Below are 20,297 nucleotides of genomic sequence, written 5' to 3'. Positions count from 1 at the left end.
AGAACCTCAGAAAGAACCTCAGAAAGATCTCAGAAAGAGGCATCTCAAACAGCATCTCAAAATGGTTCCAAAAGAATCCCTCAATTTCACTCAAGATTTAACTCTAATGTTCCAAAACTTGTACTCGATTGTTGGAACATAATGAAGCTACTTGTTCGATGCAATGAAAAAAGCGTAAAGGAGCAAAGAGTAAGCCATAAAGTGTCAGGAAAAGGTTACAAACTTGAAAAAGTGTTCTGCGATAAAGTAATGTTCGAGTAAAAACTTGTGCTCTATTAAGAGGTCATGCTTAATGGGTGAGAAGTATAGATTTTGGTGTGTGAAAAAATCAGGTTCAATAAATTTCTGAAAATAGGTTGATGGAGCTGAGTGAGGTTAAAACGATAACAGAATTCGTCAAGGTAGATTTGTAAATGCTTGAATCCGATGCCATGGAAGGTTTGATTAAGCCATTTACTTGCTAAGGAGGCATATTTCATTAGGGGACGCTTACGTTTAGGGCTGTACAGACCTACGTTACATGCGATATTCGCTGCTTGAGAATCAATGTGCAGTTGATTAAAAGTAAGTATGTCCAAGCGGGTAATTCGACGGTACTGAATATTGTCTGATTGGACTAATTGAATTTTTAAGATGTTGGCATTGCCGATTTCGTTGATACTAGAACCAACAATCAGGAAGTGTTCTTTTGGATGTTTGCGTACGGATGGATTGTATGGACGGCCATAGACGGCTGAATTAACTTGAACAGTTCCTGTCAGTTTGTTTTGTTTGTCTGCTGTATGCAAGGATTGGCGGATTTTATGCAGCATTAGCCAGGCAGTTTTATAAGTCACTTGGATAACTCTAGCCAATTGAACTGCATTTGTCCCTTGATCTGTCCGAGAGAGCAAAAAGATGGCTAAAAGCCATTTACGAAGCGGAGTCCGGCTACCTTCAAGCATTGTTCCGGTGGTAAGAGAGGTTTGGTGGCGGCAGCTCATGCATTCGTAAAGCGGGAGTCTTCGTGTCTGGGTAAGATAAGCATACTTATGGTTACAGCGTGGGCAAAAATAGCCAGTGGGCCATTTGAAACGGTAAATAAGTTCTGCGCAAGCATCCTCTGTATTGAATTGTCTTTGGAACTGATCCAAAGTCATATTATCAAAATCCATTCGTATCCCTCCCTTTCCAATGGTTAAATACGAACATTAGTTCTTGTTATTATTGTAACGAACATGTGTTCTAATTTCAAGATTATTTTATAAAATTTTCCAAAATAGTTTGTGAATTTAATTTAAGGTGGGTGGAAAGTCTGGAACGCTGTTGGGGATTAGACATATGTGAAAGCAGAAGAAGACGCGATAGTGTTTCTGAGACAAAGGGATAGTGATGATAAAGGGACGCGAGCAGAAGTAGGGGCCAGGATTGAGGAAGGTTGGCAAGGAGATAGGATTCGGCATCGTGCAATGGAAGAGCGAGTAGAAGCTAAGTGCAAGATGCGAGGTGCTCTCGGAGAGTGCGAAGTGAGTTTCTGAGTCAACGGGATAGTGACGATAAAGGGGCGCGAGCAGAATTAGGGACGAGGATTGTGGATGGTTGGCAAGGAGTTAGGGTACGGCATCGTGAAATGGAAGATCGAGTAGAAGCTGAGTGCAAGCTGTGAGGTACTTTTCGGAGAGTGCGAAGAGGGTTTTCCTGAGTCAACGGGATAGTGATGATAAAGCGGCGCGAGCAGAAGTGAGGGCCAGGATTGTGGAAGGATGGCAAGGAGATAGGGTACGGCATCGTGCAATGAAGAGCGAGTAGAAGCCGAGTGCAGACTGCGAGGTGCTTTCGGAGAGTGCGAAGAGGTTTTTCCTGAGTCAACGGGATAGTAGTGATAAAGGGACGTGAGCAGAAGAAGGGGCCAAGATTGTGGATGGCAACTCATGTAACGATTCAAACGAACATAGAGAAAGGGAGAATTAACCGGAACATCTATGGGCATTTTTCTGAACATTTAGGGCGTTGTATTTATGAAGGCATATGGGTCGGTGAGGATTCACCTATCCCGAATACGCGAGGCATCCGAAACGATGTACTCGCTGCGCTCAAACAAATACGGGTGCCGGTGCTTCGCTGGCCAGGCGGATGTTTTGCTGATGAGTACCATTGGAAGGATGGGGTAGGACCGCTAGAGTCGCGCAAAACAAAGATTAATACGCACTGGGGCGGAGTATTGGAAAATAATCATTTCGGGACGCATGAGTTTCTCTTGCTATGTGAGCTATTGGAGTGTGAGCCGTATATTTGCGGGAATGTAGGCAGCGGTACGGTTCAGGAGATGTCGGAATGGGTAGAATATATGACTTTTGACGGGGTTTCTCCGATGGCTGATTGGCATCAATATGATCCAGAAAAAAGAGTTGGCCTAATCGTGGATGAGTGGGGCACCTGGCACGATGTGGAGCCGGGCACGAATCCCGGGTTCCTCTATCAACAGAACACAATGCGCGATGCGGTTTCAGCGGGGATTCATTTTCATATTTTTCACGAGCATTGTGATCGTGTTGAGATGGCGAATATGGCACAGGTGGTTAACGTGCTGCAATCCGTCATTTTGACAGAAGGTGAGCGGATGCTGCTACCTACCATGTCTTTGATATGTTCAAAGTGCATCAAGATGCGGCTTTGCTTAGCACACATACAGAGGGCGATTGGTATGAGTTTAACGGACGAAAACAGCAGATGACGTCTGTTTCCGCATCGAAGGATGATGCAGGGCGGATTCACATCAGCTTATGCAATCTCGATCCTCATTCGCAGGCAGAGGTGCGCGTCGAACTTCGAGGATTACTAGGAAAAGAGTTCCATATCCACGGCTCGGAATTAACGTCAGCTGTTATGAACGGTCATAATAGATTTGAACAGCCGGATGTGGTTTGTCCACGTGAGTTTAAGGCCTATAGCCGGGAAGGTGACTCTATACAGCTTCGGTTATCGCCTAAATCCGTTACGGTGATCGAAATCGCAACAGCATGATTGAAAACCGCCAGTGCAAAAGCTGTCAGGGGCGCTTTGAAGTAACGGAAGAACAGATCACACGCGTGCTGGCATCCCCCATGTTTCAATCGGAGGAGCATAGTGTTACGGATGCTGAGTATGATCGGCGGCTTGAAGCGTGCAAAAGCTGTGCCAAGCTTATGAGCGGAACGACATGCGCTCTATGCGGTTGTATCGTTCGTATTGCCGCGAAGTTAAAGGAGCGGCGTTGTCCTCATCCGGGGAATAATCGCTGGAAGCCCCTATAGCCCCTATATAATCGACCCCTGCAGTTTGCAGGGGTCTTTGATGTGTCTATGAACGGATCGTCACACGCGTATGGATGGGGACATAATCGGACAGCTGCAAGACGTCCTCGTTATACATGCGGATGCAACCGTGCGAGACGCTTTTACCGATGGATGAGGGATCGTTGGTACCATGGATGCCGTAGTGCGGCTTGTTAAGTCCCATCCATAATACACCAAAAGGACCGCCCGGGTTAGGTTGTTTGTTAATGATGAAATACTCACCGGTCGGAGTTTTAGTCAGCATTTTGCCAATTGCAACGGGAAAAGCACGTATTACTCTATTCACGTCTAGGAGATATAGCCGAAAATCTGTAAGATCGACGATAATGCGGTACTGCGGCATAGGTGAATCACCCCCGGATATCATATGCGCTTTAACTGGGATCTCGTGTCAGCGATTTACTCATTTTGCAGGAGCATAGTTCTTGTCCAAACATTTCCACTGAATAATATAGGCTCTATCAGGAGGTGTAAGTGCCTTGCAGGCGATTGACGATTTGCAAGCCGAAGTGGCGGCATTGAAAGCACCGGCTAGCGGCAGTGGAACGTACGCAGCCGGACTGGGCCAAAGCTTCTGTACAAGTAACGGTGGAAAAAGGGCTTGTTGACACGCCGAATGGCGGTAGCTACGATTTTCATCGGATTTTGACCGTTCTCCACCGCAAAGGTGTATTTTAACAAGCGGGCAAGATCGCTCGCTTCGGAAATAAACCGTACCTATGATATACTACGTGAGAATTCAGTCATCAAAGGAGAAACGGTTATGGAAGCTTTTTTGCAGTATAATCCGACACGATTGTGGTTTGGCAAAGATCAAATTGAGAAGTTAAAGCAAGATCTAGGCTCCGAAGGGAAGCGTGTCCTGCTTGTCTACGGCGGCGGCAGCATTAAGAAAAACGGCGTGTACGATGCGGTTTGCGAGCAGCTCTCGCAGATGAAAGCGGAAGTCACTGAGCTATCCGGTGTGGAGCCGAATCCGCGGCTTACCACTGTACATAAAGGGATTGAAATTTGCCGGGAAAAGCATATCGATTTCATTCTCGCCGTTGGCGGTGGCAGTGTCATCGATTGTGTGAAAGCTATATCCATTGGCGTTTATTATGATGGCGACGTTTGGGACATCATCACGAGAAAGGCTGCCGCGCAAAAAGCACTGCCATTTGGCACGGTGCTTACGCTTGCCGCCACTGGCTCGGAAATGAACAATCTCTCGGTTATTACCAACTGGGAGCTGAATGAGAAAAGAGGCTGGGGAAGTCCGCTCGCGTACCCTGTGTTCTCGATACTGGATCCGGCGTACACGTTCTCGGTGCCGCTGGATCAGACCGTTTACGGCATTGTCGATATGATGTCGCACGTGTTGGAGCAATATTTTCACCGTACGGAAAATGCGCCGATGATCGACCGCTTCATGGAGTCGGTCCTCTTGACGATCATGGAAGCAGCGCCGAAGCTGGTGAAGGATTTGCATAACTTCAAGCTTCGCGAAACGATCATGTACGCCGGCACGATGGCGTTCAACGGACTACTGTCCAGCGGGACGGACGGCGGCGACTGGGCGTCGCATCAGATCGAGCATGGACTGTCCGCGATCTACGATATTCCGCACGGCGGGGGGCTGGCGATCGTGTTCCCAAACTGGATGCTGCATTGCGCCGAGGAGGATCCGTCCCGGATGACTAAGCTGGCCGTAAACGTATTCGGCCTCGATCCTTCCGGGAAAAGCGATCTTGAGCTGGCCAGGGAATCGGCTGCTGCGCTGCGCACGTTCTGGACCGAGCTAGGCGCACCAAGCCGGCTCAAGGATTACGGCATCGATTCATCTCGTCTCGATGAGCTGGTGCAAAAATCGTTCATGAAGGACAAAGTCGGTTCCTACAAGCCGATGACGCCTGAAACCGTTCGCGATATATTAATTCGTTCCATGTAAGAGGTAGGTCGAGATACAGACTGAAAATAGAACTTTTGTGAGAAGCGGGGAAAGTTATGAAAAATATCGTAATTGGCAGTGCAAATATGGATTTGGTCATGCGGACGATTCGTATTCCGGAAATGGGCGAGACGATGCGTGGCGAGGGCTTCTTACTGTCAGCTGGCGGCAAAGGAGCGAACCAAGCGGTGGCAAGTGCAAAGATGGGGGCCGATACCTGGTTTGTGGCAAAAGTTGGTGATGATATATTTGGTCAATCGTTAATCAGCAGCCTCAAGGAGTTCGGTGTCAACACTGATTATATGACGGTTGAGCCTGACATAACGACGGGTGTTGCCGCGATTACAGTCTGCAATGGGAACAATGCCATCATTTTGGATGGCGGTGCGAATAACTTAGTGACACCAGAATACATTCATCAATACGAAGATGAGCTTCTCTCCGCTTCAGCCATTATGCTGCAACTGGAAATTCCCCGTGAATCAGTCTATGCGGCCATTCAATTAACAAAAGGTAAAGTGCCGATTTTCTTGAATCCGGCGCCTGCCGTTCCGTTGGACGATGAGATTTTGCAAGGCTTGGATTATTTTACGCCGAATGAAATTGAGTGCCGCCTTTATACGGGCATCGAGATCAAGAGCGTGGAAGATTCTTTCGCAGCGCTGGACGTGTTGCGAGCCAAGGGTATTCGTTATCCCTTGATCACATTAGGTGAAAAAGGCATTGTATACTACAACGGTACGGAAAATGTGTACCGCGAAGGCCGTAAAGTCAACGCCATCGATACGACCGCTGCCGGAGATACGTTCTCCGGTACGCTGGCGGCGATGATCGTCGCGGGCAAAACGATCGATGAAGCGGTGAATATCGCCCAGCATGCCTCGTCGATCTCGGTCACCCGATTGGGTGCACAGCATTCCATTCCTTATTTATCCGAGCTGGCAGTAGAAGAGTGATGCTGATGAATATGCGCAGAGAAAGCGCAGAAGCTTATTGTCAGGTTCAATCCTGATTCCGGTCTTGATCCTAGCGAGAAACAGTGCTATCCTGCTTTAAGCAATGTGCGATTCGCATAACAATTTTACATTAAGGATTTGGGAGAATGATGGAAAGTGTAATTATATTTTTGCAGATCATGCTAATCAATATTTTGCTGAGTGGCGATAATTCCGTTGTCATTGCGTTAGCCAGCCGGAATTTGCCGCCGCATCAGCGTTCGAAAGCGATATGGATCGGCACGCTAGGGGCCATCGTGCTTAGACTGATCCTCACTGTAGCAGCGGCTTACATTTTGCGGATTCCATTGATTGAAGCGGCTGGGGCTATTTTGCTATGCTGGATTGCGGTCAAGCTGCTTGTGGATGACGGCGATGAGACGCAGATGAAAAAGACGACGACCCTGCTTCAGGCCATATGGTCGATTATCGTAGCTGATCTGATTATGAGCCTGGATAATGTGCTGGCGATCGCCGCAGCGGCTGGGGACAATCAGGTGATGATGATTTTGGGAATCGTCATGAGCATGCCGATTATTATTTGGGGCAGTACTCTGGTGTCCAAGCTGTTAACGAAATTTCCTGTCTTGGTATATCTTGGTGCAGCCATCCTTGGTTACTCGGCAGGCGATATGTTTGCCGGCGATGCGCTGGTAGAGCAATATTTGATTCCAGAGGGGTATGCTTGGCTCGCCGCTGTTGGCGGTGCAGTGTTGGTTATCGCCGGGGGATGGATACAAGCGAAATTGAAAAAGGCGTCGCTGCAGCAAAATAGCGCTGTATAAAAATAGGCTCTCTTCAGGCGGTGTTTACGATGGAGAGATGCCTTTTTTCTTTTCAACCGTTGTTTTTTGTGTTGCGAAACCGCTCTAAAATAGATTACAATGCATTCAACTCCATGGACGAGGTGTTCGTAATGCGCATCATGCTTGAAAGTAAATGGAAGCGCTTTTTCCTGCGCAAAACAATTTTTCGCAATATGGTAACCTTAGCTTTATTTGCCGCTATGATACCGGTGCTGGCTGTCGGCATCAGCAGCTACTTCTTTTCGGCTTCCGCTGTACAGAGCGAAGTTAATCAGTCGAACGTGCGCATATTGAACAATGTATCTGCCAATATTGATGCGTCGTTGGAGCGAATTCAAAACAACGCGATTCAAATGCTGCTTGGCACGTTTTTTAGCTCGAACTTAACCGATTTGAAGAATACCAACTATACAGGGTTCTATTCTGGGATTTCGAGGGAATTGGCAGCGCTGCAAAGCAGCAACCGGGAAGTCAGCGATATCTCGATGTATGTGCCTGAAGAGGCATATTTAATCTCACCGCTTTTTGGCGGTCAGCGAATTGAGGGCAGCCCGGAGCGCGAAGCGCTGCAACGGGAGCTGGATGCGGAGGAGCAAATGAAATGGATGACAGGGCCATATGCTCCGATCCCTGCCTATAAGACGCAAGGTGTCACCTTTATTAGCAAAGCGCCGATTTTATCCAATAAGCCCGTAGGGCTATTACTGATACGAATCGACGCCTCGCTATTCAAGAGCATTATGGATCGGTTTGTCAGCTATAAAGGGGAGCAAATTTTCATTTTGAACGAACAAGGCGAGCTGGTGTCCTCGACAGGCGGGGATCAAGTTCCTCCCGGCCTGATCGGCTTGGCAGAGCAGCAGGGCAAAAATCAACGTTTTGCCTTCACGTATCAGGAAACGGAATACATGGTGACTCCCATAGTTTCATCTTTCAACAAATGGAAGTACATCGATATGGTGCCTGTAAGTCAATTAAATGCCAAATCCAAGGGGATTGCACTGATTACCTTGGCCATCCTTGCCGGCTGCCTCATGCTGGGTGTCGTGTTCGCTCTATGGGGCACAAGGCGTGTCTATCAGCCGATTAAACACTTGGTCGCGCAGGTCAAAGGCGGACAAGCAGTGGAGCTGGAAACGGACGAGGTCGGTTTCGTTCGAAAGCGTTGGCTTGAGCTGAGCAGCACGGCGAACCAGCTGCAGGAACAGCTGAGCGATCAAATGCCGCTGATGCGCGAGATCTTTGCTCTGCAGCTGCTCCAGGGCCGCTTTGTCCATTATACCAGCGAGCAGTTGGAGCACATGCTGCGCAGGTATGACGTGCCGTCCAGCCGGGAGCATCACGTCTTTGTCATTGCCAGCGATCCGCAGCCGGATGGTGGCGTACGCTTTCAACAGGAGCACGATCGGGAACTCATCGTTTTTGCGGTGAAAAACATTACTAGCGACCTGCTGCGCTCGCAGGCCTTGGACGGCATCGCTATCAACCTGATGAATGATCAGATTGCGGTATGGTTGTTCATCGATGTCGAGACGGGCAGCGTCCACGAAAGCAGGCCAGACGTCAAGTCGTTCGCTGAACGGCTGCGGTTGTTGATCTCCGATTATTTGCGCTTTCCGGTGACAATCGGTCTTAGCGGGCAAAGCGACCGGATCGCGGAACTGCCGGAGCTCTACGAGGAGGCGTCGTTATCCTTGCGTTCAAGGATGATTGTCGGTGGCAATCAAGTCATTGTGTACGCTGGCGGCAGCAGTGAAGCTGATCTGCATTACCGGTATCCGATCGAAATCGAGGCCCATTTCGAGCAGTCGCTGCAAATTGGCGATCTTACCGAAGCGGAGCGGATGTTGGATGAATTTGCTAATTCGATGAAAGACACAGTAAGCAAACCGGAATGGATTCATATGTCCTATTATCGCCTGCTGACCTCTGCCCTTCGAACGGCATATGCATTAGGACTGGATAATAAGCATTTATTCGGCGAAGCAGATGCGGACCCCTATGCGCAAATTCGCCAGATCCATACCGTCGTCGAATTAAATAGGTGGATCCATGATCAGCTCGTCCAGCCGATCGTGGACTATGTGCATGGCAAACAGAACCAGGAGCATGAGCAGCTTATTCAGAAAGTCGTGCGCTATATGGAGGATAATTATCACTTCGATCTGTCGCTCGACCAGTGTGCGCAAATTTGCGGCTTGAGTCCGCATTATTTGAGTAAGCTGTTTAAAAAAACGATGAACGTTTCCTTTATAGAATATTTGACCAAATTCAGAATTGAGAAGTCCATCGAGCTGCTGCGTTCGACCGATCAATCGGTATCAGAAATTGCCGAGCGTGTCGGTTATCAGACGAAAAATTTCATTCGCGTGTTTAAAAAGCATGTTGGCGTCACGCCGGGCCAGTACCGGGGAACGGAAAGTGAAATGTAATGCTCATCTTTTGTCTTCCTGCTGCTTTTCACATTAAAAAATGAGAATGAAGCGAAAGAGAAGCCCTTTCTGATAAGGGTTTCTCTTTTTTTGTCCTGATCTGGAGCCGGCGCAAGAATTGGTCATTGTTTGGCGGATGCCGCTCATGTAGCATCGGAAATGTGCAAGGCAGCACGATGCAAATTACAGAAACGAGGTGAAGACGTTGTTGCATAACCGAGTAGAACGACTGCAAGTTGAGCCGGCAAAGGGGGCCAAAGAAGTGCGCGCATTCCAGGCAGACAGGAAACAGGAATGGGCGGTTGCGCTCAGACGGGATAAATATCTTTATTTAATGGCTGCGCCGGGATTAATGTTTTTTCTCATTTTCAAGTATGTTCCGCTGTGGGGGCTGCTGTTAGCCTTCAAAAATTACTCGCCGTATTTGGGGTTTTGGGATAGCGAATGGGTGGGGTTCAAATATTTTCGCGAATTTTTCGCGAATCCCGACTTTGTGCTGCTGTTCCGCAATACGATGGCGATCAGCTTGCTGAACATTGTGTTCTTCTTTCCGATTCCGATCATTGTAGCACTGCTGCTGAATGAGGTACGGAAGCTCGCATTTAAGAAGCTGGTGCAAACGGTCATTTATTTACCGCACTTTTTATCGTGGGTGATCATCGTCGGTATTTGTTTTCTAATCTTCGGGCAAGGCAGCGGTGTCATCAATCAGCTCATTGTTGAGTTCGGGGGCCGCAAAATTGAATTCCTGACGAATCCGGACTTGTTCTGGGGCATGTTGACAGCACAAAGCGTCTGGAAGGAAGCCGGCTGGGGCACAATTATTTTTCTCGCTGCGCTGGCAGGTATCCATTCAGAGCTTTATGAGGCGGCGCAAATCGACGGTGCGAGCAGATGGAAGCAAATGCTGCATGTGACACTTCCGGGGATTCGAAGCACGATCATTGTATTGCTTATTCTGCGTCTGGGGCAAGTGATGGATGTCGGATTCGAGCAAATCTATCTGATGACAAGCGGACCTGTGGCCCATCTGGCGGATGTTTTTGATACGTATGCCTACCGGGTCGGTATCCAGCAGGGAAGATTCAGTTATGCGACGGTTGCCGGGCTCTTTAAGTCCGTAGTCGGGCTGGTTCTCGTTGTGATGTCCAACCGCTTGGCGAAAAAGTTCGGAGAGGAGGGACTTTACTAGCATGCGAACAAGCTTAGCCTCCAAATTGTTTAATGCGTTGAACTACGCGATGTTGACGCTTTTTGCCTTAGTGACCTTGCTTCCGTTCATTTATGTGGTCATTATTTCCTTCACCGATCCGTCTGAATATTTAGCCAAACCGCTACTCTTGATTCCTGAACATTGGAGTCTCACAGCGTACAAATACATTTTCTCCACTGACGCTTTCTTGAAAGCGATGGGGGTTAGCGGATTTCTTGCTGTGTTCGGAACGGTCTGTTCGCTGATTGTGACTAGCGCGCTCGCGTATGTGCTTTCCCGCAAAAGGCTGAAAGGCAAGAAGTTTTTCCTGATCACCATTTTGCTGACGATGCTGTTCAACCCGGGCATGATCCCGAACTATTTGCTGGTTGACAGCCTGGGGCTGATGGATTCCGTCTGGGCGCTGATTTTGCCGGCTTTAACCAGTGCCTGGTATGTGTTTTTAATGCGCAATTTCTACCAGGAAATTCCGGATGAATTGGAGGAGGCGGCCAAAATCGACGGCTGTTCGGACGTCGGCGTGTTCATTCGCATTATGCTGCCCGTTTCGGTCTCGGCACTTGCAGCTTTCGGCTTATTTTACGCCGTTGCTTATTGGAATACGTATTTCAGCGGTGTCCTCTACATCAATTCGGATGCGCTTAGACCGCTGCAGGTGCTGCTGCAGATGATGCTCATCTCCGCAACGCAAATGGCTGACCCATCCGTCGCTGCAATGCTGGATAGCGAGCGGACGGTACCGCCTGAGGTGATCAAGATGGCTGCTGTCGTCGTATCCTCGCTGCCGATCGTTATTGTGTATCCATTCCTGCAAAAATATTTCGTCAAAGGTATGATGGTCGGCTCTGTGAAAGGCTAAATCTGATGTATGATAGATTATGGGAGGTCATGACATGAATCCGATGGTAAAGAAAATGACAGTTCTGATGACGGTAGCCGGTATGACGGCTACGATGGCGGCATGTGGCAGCAGTGCGAACGGCTCGAAACCGGCAGCTGGCGGAAATAGCGGCAAAGCTGCAGCGCCGACGGATATCTCGGTCACAACGCTGGCCTTTGCGGCAGCACCGACCGGTGAGCTTGAGGCGGTGAAAAAGCTGAATGAAAAATTTAACGTAAATTTGAAGCTCAGCTGGATTCCGTCCGCACAAATTACGGAAAAGCTGAATGCGCTGCTCGCAGCGCGTGATATCCCGGACGTGCTCTTCCTGGAAGATTTTAACTACACGCCTGCGTTCTTGAATGCTGTGGATCAAGGGGCATTCTGGGATCTGGCTCCTTATATTAAAAATTATCCGAATTTGGCGAAATATCCGGAGAATGTGTATGCCAACGCTTCGCTGAAAGGGAAGCTCTACTCGCTTCCTCGCGTCAGACCGCTGGACGGTCATGAAGCGCTGCTGCTGCGCAAGGACTGGCTCGATAAGCTTGGCATGCAGCCGCCGAAAACAATGGATGAACTGTTCGCGGTCCTGGAAGCGTTCAACAAGAAAGATCCTGATGGTAACGGCAAAGCGGACACGTATGGCGCTGTGCTTGCAGGCTCGCCTGGACCAGCCAGCTATTTGCTCACGATGTTCGGGACAGGGAATAAATGGAAGGAAGAAGGCGGCAGTTTAGTCCCGTACTGGTGGACGGCGCAGGCAAGGGAATCGCTGGCTTTTTGGAATAAAACGTACCAAGCGGGCGGCGTTCTGCCGGACTTCCCGGTCATCAAGACGGCACAGTTCAAGGATATGCTGGTGCAAGGCAAAGCGGGGGCGGCGATCGCCAACGTTTATGACGCCTACAAGTACAACGTAGAGCTGCAAAAGACGAATCCACAAGCGAACCTTATGGCCTTTGAGCTGCCGAAGGCGCCGGATGGCAAAGCGTATTACGAGCAGGCGAGCGGTTATTACGGTCAGTTTTTGATCAATAAGAAAACGGTTGACGAAGCGAAGCTGAAAAAAATTCTCGAAGTCTACGATTACACAGCTTCTGTTGAGGGGTATAATCTGGCGACTTACGGCATGCAAGACGTTGACTTTAAAGTGAAGTCTGACGGCAGTGTGGAGCAAACCGAGGAAGGAAAGAAAAAAGGGTACTCCGGCGACACAACCGGACAGTGGGTTACGGGATATTTTGATAAATATACACGAGCTAAAGTGCCGGGCATGCCGAATGACGTGCTGGAGCTGAATAAGAAATTAATCGATTCGATCAATTCCATTCCGGATCCGACATACGGCTTGGCCAAGTCTGCTACGTATAAAGAAAAAGGCGCCGACTGGGATAAAAAGCTTAACGACATGCTCGTTAACGTGATCATCGGTAAGAACTCCCTTGACGATTGGGATAAGTTTGTCGCGCAATATAAAGCTGACCCGAGCTTCCAGCAGCATGTGAAAGAAACGAATGATTTGTACAAAGAGAAAATCAAGAAATAGCATTGGAGTGATGAGATCACGATGAATGCCATCAAGCTGGCGAGGCCGACGAAGCAGCAGTACGCTTGGCAGGATTTGGAGATGGGGATGTTTTGCCACTTTGGGATCAATACATTTTGCGATCAGGAGTGGGGGGCGGGGACGGATTCCCCGTCCTTATTCCGCCCGACTGCATTGGATGCCTTTGAGTGGGTGCGAACGGCAAAGCAAGCAGGCTTCAAGTATTTCATTTTGACGGCGAAGCATCATGACGGTTTTTGTTTATGGCCGACAGCAACGACCGACTACTCGGTGAAATCCAGTCCGTGGAACGATGGACAGGGGGATGTGGTTCGAGAGTGCGCTGATGCCTGCCAGGCTGAGGGGATCGGCTTCGGTATCTACTTGTCGCCATGGGATCGCCACGAGCCTTGCTATGCGGATAAAGAGGCGTATGACCGCTTTTATCTCCGGCAATTGTCAGAATTGTTGACGGGGTATGGTCCGCTGGTCGAGGTATGGTTCGACGGAGCGGGCTCGGAAGGCAGAGCCTATGATTGGCCAGCCATCATTAGCCTGGTGAAGAAGTATCAGCCGGAGGCGATGATCTTCAATATGGGGGCGCCGACGATCCGTTGGGTCGGCAACGAAGACGGTGTTGCCCCGTATCCGTGCTGGAACACCGCTGAAACCGCCAAGGTGAGCATGTTTAGCGATGACACCTTGGATTGGCTATCCGGCACCTCCGCCTGGGTGCCCGCTGAATGCGATGTGCCGATCCGCAAGGAGCAGTGGTTCTGGCATCCGCATCAGGTGTCGCGTTTACTTTCGCTCGATGAGCTGATGGATATCTACTATCGTTCCGTCGGACACGGGTGCAACCTGCTCCTCAATGTGGCGCCGGACGATCGCGGACTTCTGCCAGAAGCGGATGTCAGCCGTGTGCTGGAATTCGGTGCGGAGATCCGGCGAAGATTGGGACAGCCACATGCATACACCTCGGGGCATGGGGACATGCTGGAGCTGGAATTTGCAGCCGAGTTGAGCCTAAACCATATTGTGCTTATGGAAGATATCGCACATGGCGAACGCGTTCGCGAGTATGTGGTTGAAGCAGAGCATCAAGGGAGCTGGGTGCAGGTCGCAGCCGGCAGTGCAATCGGTCATAAAAAGATCGACCGCCTCGATCAGGTCGTGGCCAAGAAGATTAGGTTTCGCGTGCTCGCGAGCCTTGATCAACCGATTATACGCTCAATAGCCGTTTATTAAGCTTCATGCATTTATTTTAAACAAGCGAAATACCCAATTCTTGTTCATGCCTTTTGCAAGAATTGGGTATTGTCGTCCTTATGGTTGACTAACTATGATGAATTCGTATCAGACAAGTGCTTCCCAACTTCCCAAATGAAAGGATGGATTTCATGTGAGGATGAACAAGAAAGTAAGTATGCTGGTGCTGGCGAATTTGCTGTTAAGTTTGGTTCCTGCATCGCCGCCGTTTTATGTAAGCGCAACCAATAGGGCGGAGGCGGCTGCTGTGAATCTGATGACTAACGGTGGCTTTGAGCAGACGACAACCACACTCGATGCCAATTGGAGCGGAGTAACGACGCCGGCCCCGAGCGGGTGGGGATTATGGATTCCAACCGGCAGCGGCAAGGCACCGAACAAGACCGTGAATGTGTCTTTGGACTATACGGTTTATCATGAAGGAAACAGCTCGATCCTGTTTGACGCCTTCGCCACAAGCCGAGTATCCGTAAACCAAAGCGTGCTGTCAGTCGTACCAGGCAAGTCCTACAGGCTGAAAGTATGGGTCAAGACGGACAATGTGACAGGAACAGGCGCCTATTTTCGAACGCAGTATTATAACACAAGCAAGGTGGGGGACGGTCCGGCATCCGCCAAATTACTGGGAACGAACGATTGGACGATGCAGCAGGTGTTTATGACGATTCCGGCGGGGGTGACCAAGCTGGTGATAGAACCTTTTTTAGAGACGGGGAAAGGTAAAGTTTGGTTTGACGATATCAGTCTGGAGGAATACAACGGGCTAACCGGAATCTCGTTGAATTCGACGGCTGTGTCCATGGCTAAAGATACTTCGCTCACGTTGACACCGGTGTTCACGCCTGCCCAAGCAGCCGACAAAACGGTCGTCTGGAATTCCAGTAATCCTAGCGTGGCTACGGTCGACGGGGCAGGGGTTGTAGCCAGTGTCGGCATTGGCTCCACGACGATTACAGTGGCAACAACGGATGGCTCGATCAAGGCGCAATGCCTGGTGAACGTCGAGTCGGCGGCAACGTTTCAGGCGTACGACCAGCTCCGTTTGAAATGGTACAGTAAATTAACTGGCGGGGATCGCTACGATGCGGCTGATTCCGATATTGCAGCTAATTTGGTCAATATGGTAAATAGTGTCACGAACGTCAACGCCACCGGATTCTGGGATACGCTCAATAAAGCGGGCAACCGGACATTTTTATGGAGCGATCTGACGAGTACGACCGTTTCGGCGCAAATGACGACCGCCTACGGCAGGCTGAAGTCGATGGCACTCGCTTATTTGCTGCCAGGCTCCAGTTTATACAGGAACTCGGCTCTGCGGGATGATATTAAGGGCGCTCTGGATTGGATGTATGCCAATCGCTATAACGAAGCCAAAGCCGAGTATGACAACTGGTGGGATTGGGAAATTGGCACTCCGCAAGCGTTAAATGACATCCTGGTGCTCATGTACGATGACCTGACTCCTGAGCAGTTAGCGAACAACCTTAAGGCTGTCGACCGATTTGTTCCGGATCCGAAGAAGCGGACGCTCAACAACGTTGTCGAGACGGGAGCCAATCTGCTTGATAAAGCGCTGGTAGTGACCATGAGAGGCGTTATCGGAAAAAATAGTGCGAAAATTGTTCAAGGCCGTGACCCCATTGGGCCGGAATTTATTTATACCGATCACGGTGACGGTGTTTATCGCGATGGCTCGCTCGTACAGCATAGCAATATTGCCTATACGGCTGGGTACGGGGCTGTTTGGCTGAGCAGGGCGGCCGATATGACATACTTATTGAACGGCTCCCCATGGCCAGTGACAGATCCGAATGTGAACAATGTATATAAATGGGTGTCGGATACGTTTGAGCCTGTCATTTACAAAGGACTGTTCATGGATATGGTCAACGGCAGGGGGATCTCCCGGCAAGTGACGGGCAGTGCGCGAAGTACGATCACGACGCTTCTCCGCCTGGCAGAAGGAGCGCCTAGCGATGTGGCGCTATCCATTAAACAGATGGCGAAAGCCTGGATGTTGGCGGATACAACTTACGCTAATTATGTCGAGGGACTGCCGATTTACGAATTAACGCTCGTCAAGGCGGTTATGAACGACCCGGCAATATCACCAAGAGCTGAGTTGGTTAAAAATCAAGTGTTCGCCGGCATGGACAGAATCGTTCACCTGCGCGATGGATTCGGATTCGCCGTCAGCTTGTTCTCCGATCGGATTTCAGCCTTTGAAAAAGGCAACAACGAAAACTTGAAAGGCTGGTACACCGGGATCGGCATGACTTATTTGTACGATCAGGATCTGACGCAGTACCGCAAAGATTTTTGGCCGACTGTCGATGCTTTCCGCCTGCCGGGCACGACAACCAACGGCTCCGGCAAAGGCGTAACGCCTGGGGAATGGACTTCCTATATGAACACGAAAAATTGGGTGGGCGGGACGACGCTTGACGGGCAGTATGGTGCGGCCGGAATGGACTTTTCACTCGACAAAGTAACGGGGAGCGACCTTCAGGGCAAAAAGTCGTGGTTTATGTTCGATGATGAAATTGTCGCACTGGGCGCAGGCATCTCCAGCCAAAAAGCGGGCCCGCAATCCGTAGAGACGATCGTGGACAACCGTAAGATTAACGATGCGGGAACGAACGAATTGACTGTGAACGGCAGTGCCAAACCGAGTCAGCTGGGCTGGTCGGAGACGATGGACAATGTCCAGTGGGCTCATTTGGCGGGGAATGCACCTGGGACTGACATCGGCTACTATTTTCCACAGCCATCCAGCCTGTATGGGCTGCGCGAAGCAAGAACCGGCAGTTGGAGTGACATCAACAGCGGTCAACCGTCGACTCCTGTGACCCGGAATTATGTCAGCTTAGCCTTCGAGCATGGAGCAACGCCATCTAACGCCTCTTATGCTTATGTGATGCTGCCGCACAAAGATCGGGCGGCTACGGCGCTTTACAGCCAGTCGCCTGATGTGGTCATTGTGAGCAATACGGTGGATGTGCATGCGATCAAAGAGAAAAAGCTGGGCATTACCGCTGCCAATTTCTGGAACCCGGGTTCAGCGGATTTCATTACAGCGTACAATCCGTCTTCCGTGATGGTGAAAGAAACGAGTGACGAACTATCAGTAGCCGTTTCTGACCCTACACAAAAGCAGAGCGCGATCGTGTTGGAACTCAATAAGCCTGGTTTAACGCTTGACCACGGGGATAGTACGGTTCATGTACTGCAAACGATGCCGACGCTCAAGCTTGAAGTGCAAGTTGCAGGCTCCATCGGCACAACGCACACGGTTACGTTCAAAAAGGATACAGCTGGTCCTTCCATAGCGCCTACGGTTACGATGAACGTCTATTGGACGGACAGCAGCAGCCTGCAATTCGCTATTTCTGATCCCGTGAGCGGCATAGCCAATCAATCCGTCACGCTGGATGGAACAGCTATAAGCAATCCTTATACGATCCAGCCTTTATCGCTTAGCGTCGGTCAACATGAGGTTCAGGTCAAAGCGACGGATGGAGCGGGAAATGAATCGACCGCTTCTTATGCATTGCAGGTCCAAATGGACATTGCCCATCTGGCCGAGGCCGTCAATTACGCTTATCAGCAAGGCTGGATTCAGCAGCAGGGCGTGAACAGCCTCTTGGCGAAAATCGCCAATGTGCAAAATCATGCGGGCGATAAGCCCGGCCAGAACGTACTAAACGCCTTGGAAAATGAAATTCAGGCGCAAGCAGGCAAAAAGATAGATGCTGCTTTTGCTGAGCAGTTTTTGAAAGCATTAGCGCTTATCACTTCTTAATTTGACGGCTTGCCAATGTAATGACCCTGCCTTTGTCCGATTAGGACTGAGGCAGGGTCTTTATTGCGAAGGAGAGCGTTTTGTGGAGGCAGGCGCTTCGGCTTACAGATCGTTGATTACAGCTTTGAGCTCCTTCATAAACTCTTTGCCGGGTAAGGTGTGGTGGCGAGTTTTCAGGCGGAGTGAACAGAAGATGACATCAACGTCGTTGCCTGCAATTTCAAGCGGAATCATGCTGCCCGTCATCACATAGGGGTCGTATTTCAGCCCGATTTCCGTGTAAAAGCCGATGGCAATGCCTTCAGAAATGACTCGCTTGGCGGCTTCAGAATTGCCCAGCTTAAATAAAATGTTCGGGCTGCCGTATTTGTGCAGCGTCTGGATGATTGGCTCGGAATTCACGAGCAGGGGGTGATGGACGAGCTCTTCGAAGGTGATGGAGCCACGGTCGGCAAACTCGGAATCCTTCCCGACGCAGGCCATCAGACGGCTTTCGAATAAGGGCTCCATCGCAAGCTGTCCGCTCAATTCTTGGTAATGCCGGGGCACGCCAACCAGTCCGATATCGACTTTGCCGCCGAGCACCTCCTGGCGAATTTGCGGGAAATCCATTTCCATCAATTCCAGCTCGACGCAAGGGCAGTTGGCATTAAATATGGCAAGAGCGGAAGGCAGCACGCTCAGGCATAAGCTCGGGTCGGAGGCGATCGAGAGCGGACCTGACAGCTGCGAGGCATTCAGGCTGGCCGTTTCCTTCAGCTCTTCGAGCTTGTTCAGAATCTCCTCGGCTTTCTGAATAATCAAGCTGCCGTCCTCCGTCGGCGTTGCGCCAAATCGCGAGCGTTTGAACAGCTTGACGCCCAATTCTTCCTCAAGACTGACAATGGCTTGACTGATGTTGGGCTGGGATACGTGCAGCCTTTCGGCTGCTAAGGAGATCGACCCGGTTTGACTGATTTCAACGATGTACAGCAACTGTTCAATGCGCATGCACGCGTCTCCCCCTGTTACCAGTCATGAATAGCTTGTGGCATTGTAGTCAATATACAGCAAATATTCCCAGCTTAAAATGAGTGGGAAGCCCTAAATCAGTGCTGTCAGGTGGGCTTTTTGCAGCTGCTGGCGATGGACGACGCGTGATAAGACGACGCTGATCTCATATAAACCGAACATGGGGATAGCCACCATCAGATGCGACACGAGGTCTGGCGGGGAGATGAGGCTGGCTGTGATGACGAGCACCAGGTAGGCATATCTGCGGAATTTGTGGAGCAGGAGCGGATTGAGCAGCCGCAGCTTGGTGAGGAACATAACGATGATCGGCAGCTCGAAAGCCAACGATAAGGGCAGGATGATGTTCAGCATGAAGCCGAAATACTGGGCAACGCCATAGGTTGGAACTAGCCCCAAGCGATCGGAGATGCCGGTCGTAAATTTCATGCACATCGGGAAAACAACGAAGTAGGCAAAGCTTAATCCGATAATGAAACAAAGAAACGTATACGGGATATAGGTGAGTGCGGCACGTTGTTCATCGGGCGTCAATCCGTTCTTGACGAATCCCCACAGTTGGTACAGGATGAATGGCAATGTGCAAGCCAAGGCGATGACAAAAGCAAGCATCATATAAATACGCAGGCCGTCCATGGGTGAAAAAGCATGCCAGGCGATTACGGAAGCCGGTGGTACCGTTTTGAAATAAATCAGGATGCGCTGGGCAAGGAAGAATCCGGCAATCATGGCGAGCATGAGCACAATGAGTATGCGGATGATCCTCGTGCGCAGTTCGGATAAATGTTCAACGACCGTCATTGCGTCATATTTGGGCATAAGAATTCCCCCTCTTTCATGTTCCGGCTAACATGCGTTTCAGTTCAACAGTCTGATATCCATCAGTCAATTTCGTGTGAATGTCCATAATTTTTTGGATATCTTCAAATGAATATTTGCGCACGCGTCCTTTACTTCGGTCCGGAAAAATCAACTTCCTGTCCTCGTAGTAGCGGATTTGCCGCTCGGTTAACCCGGTAAGCTCACTAACCACCCCGATCTGAATCACTTTTTTCGTCGTAATTGACATCATCCCACCTCCAGATATGTAAGG

16 protein-coding genes and 1 pseudogene are annotated in these 20,297 nt (G+C 49.9%); 12 read left to right on the top strand and 5 right to left on the bottom strand.

The annotated features are described in order from the left end of the window. Positions 1–275: 275 nt before the first annotated feature. Positions 276–1,154 (bottom strand): transposase, encoded by an 879-nt coding sequence (locus tag O9139_RS31370; RefSeq protein ID WP_270885671.1) that lies wholly within the window; start codon positions 1,152–1,154, stop codon positions 276–278. Between the two features lie 746 nt (positions 1,155–1,900). Between O9139_RS31370 and O9139_RS31365 the strand changes: the two are divergent. Together O9139_RS31365 and O9139_RS31360 are read left to right on the top strand one after the other, a co-directional pair. Beyond that, a pseudogene (locus tag O9139_RS31365) lies at positions 1,901–3,003 on the top strand (alpha-N-arabinofuranosidase). Beyond that, entirely contained in the window at positions 3,000–3,272 is a 273-nt protein-coding gene (locus tag O9139_RS31360) for a DUF6171 family protein (RefSeq protein WP_270885670.1), read from the top strand. The pseudogene O9139_RS31365 and the gene O9139_RS31360 overlap by 4 nt, the downstream one beginning before the upstream one ends. A 46-nt stretch (positions 3,273–3,318) precedes the next feature. Here O9139_RS31360 and O9139_RS31355 read toward each other — a convergent pair whose 3' ends face one another. Further along, on the bottom strand, positions 3,319–3,657 hold the full coding sequence (locus O9139_RS31355) for a L,D-transpeptidase (RefSeq protein WP_270885669.1): 339 nt from the start codon (positions 3,655–3,657) through the stop codon (positions 3,319–3,321). A gap of 136 nt (positions 3,658–3,793) precedes the next feature. Here O9139_RS31355 and O9139_RS31350 point away from each other — a divergent pair, with 136 nt between their 5' ends. The 10 genes from O9139_RS31350 to O9139_RS31305 all read left to right on the top strand — a co-directional run bounded on the left by O9139_RS31350 (position 3,794) and on the right by O9139_RS31305 (position 18,193). Further along, positions 3,794–3,922, top strand: coding sequence for a hypothetical protein (locus O9139_RS31350; RefSeq protein WP_270885668.1), 129 nt, complete (start codon positions 3,794–3,796; stop codon positions 3,920–3,922). Between the two features lie 155 nt (positions 3,923–4,077). Then, entirely contained in the window at positions 4,078–5,244 is a 1,167-nt protein-coding gene (locus tag O9139_RS31345) for an iron-containing alcohol dehydrogenase (protein WP_270885667.1), read from the top strand. A gap of 56 nt (positions 5,245–5,300) precedes the next feature. Beyond that, positions 5,301–6,200, top strand: coding sequence for a ribokinase (rbsK, locus tag O9139_RS31340; protein WP_270885666.1), 900 nt, complete (start codon positions 5,301–5,303; stop codon positions 6,198–6,200). A 146-nt stretch (positions 6,201–6,346) separates the two neighbouring features. Continuing rightward, positions 6,347–7,024, top strand: a complete 678-nt coding sequence (locus tag O9139_RS31335; protein WP_270885665.1) for a TerC family protein — start codon at positions 6,347–6,349, stop codon at positions 7,022–7,024. 131 nt (positions 7,025–7,155) lie between these two features. Next, positions 7,156–9,477 carry an AraC family transcriptional regulator gene (locus O9139_RS31330; protein WP_270885664.1) on the top strand — a complete coding sequence of 774 codons (2,322 nt, stop codon included), beginning with the start codon at positions 7,156–7,158 and terminating at the stop codon, positions 9,475–9,477. A gap of 205 nt (positions 9,478–9,682) precedes the next feature. Then, the gene (locus O9139_RS31325) at positions 9,683–10,669 is read left to right on the top strand and encodes an ABC transporter permease (protein ID WP_377525532.1); all 987 of its coding nucleotides are present in this window, start codon (positions 9,683–9,685) and stop codon (positions 10,667–10,669) included. Position 10,670: 1 nt separating this feature from the next. Then, the gene (locus O9139_RS31320; RefSeq protein WP_270885663.1) at positions 10,671–11,549 is read left to right on the top strand and encodes a carbohydrate ABC transporter permease; all 879 of its coding nucleotides are present in this window, start codon (positions 10,671–10,673) and stop codon (positions 11,547–11,549) included. Positions 11,550–11,583: 34 nt separating this feature from the next. Next, on the top strand, positions 11,584–13,119 hold the full coding sequence (locus O9139_RS31315; protein ID WP_270885662.1) for an extracellular solute-binding protein: 1,536 nt from the start codon (positions 11,584–11,586) through the stop codon (positions 13,117–13,119). A 21-nt stretch (positions 13,120–13,140) separates the two neighbouring features. Next, positions 13,141–14,367 (top strand): alpha-L-fucosidase, encoded by a 1,227-nt coding sequence (locus tag O9139_RS31310; RefSeq protein ID WP_270885661.1) that lies wholly within the window; start codon positions 13,141–13,143, stop codon positions 14,365–14,367. Positions 14,368–14,527: 160 nt separating this feature from the next. Further along, on the top strand, positions 14,528–18,193 hold the full coding sequence (locus O9139_RS31305) for a polysaccharide lyase family 8 super-sandwich domain-containing protein (protein ID WP_270885710.1): 3,666 nt from the start codon (positions 14,528–14,530) through the stop codon (positions 18,191–18,193). Positions 18,194–18,295: 102 nt separating this feature from the next. Here the strand turns inward: O9139_RS31305 and O9139_RS31300 are convergent, their stop codons facing one another. From O9139_RS31300 to O9139_RS31290, 3 genes are all read right to left on the bottom strand, one after another. Beyond that, complete coding sequence (locus O9139_RS31300; RefSeq protein WP_270885660.1) at positions 18,296–19,183, bottom strand: LysR family transcriptional regulator; 888 nt, start codon at positions 19,181–19,183, stop codon at positions 18,296–18,298. 93 nt (positions 19,184–19,276) lie between these two features. Next, positions 19,277–20,023 (bottom strand): twin-arginine translocase subunit TatC, encoded by a 747-nt coding sequence (gene tatC / locus O9139_RS31295; RefSeq protein ID WP_270885659.1) that lies wholly within the window; start codon positions 20,021–20,023, stop codon positions 19,277–19,279. Positions 20,024–20,039: 16 nt separating this feature from the next. Beyond that, entirely contained in the window at positions 20,040–20,273 is a 234-nt protein-coding gene (locus O9139_RS31290; RefSeq protein WP_270885658.1) for a MerR family transcriptional regulator, read from the bottom strand. Positions 20,274–20,297: the final 24 nt, after the last annotated feature.

This window comes from Paenibacillus aestuarii, from assembly GCF_027789125.1.
Classification (GTDB): Bacteria; Bacillota; Bacilli; order Paenibacillales; family NBRC-103111; genus Paenibacillus_E; species Paenibacillus_E aestuarii.
The sequence above is the reverse complement of the archived record's forward strand: the minus strand, read 5'-3'. Positions and strand labels throughout refer to the sequence as shown.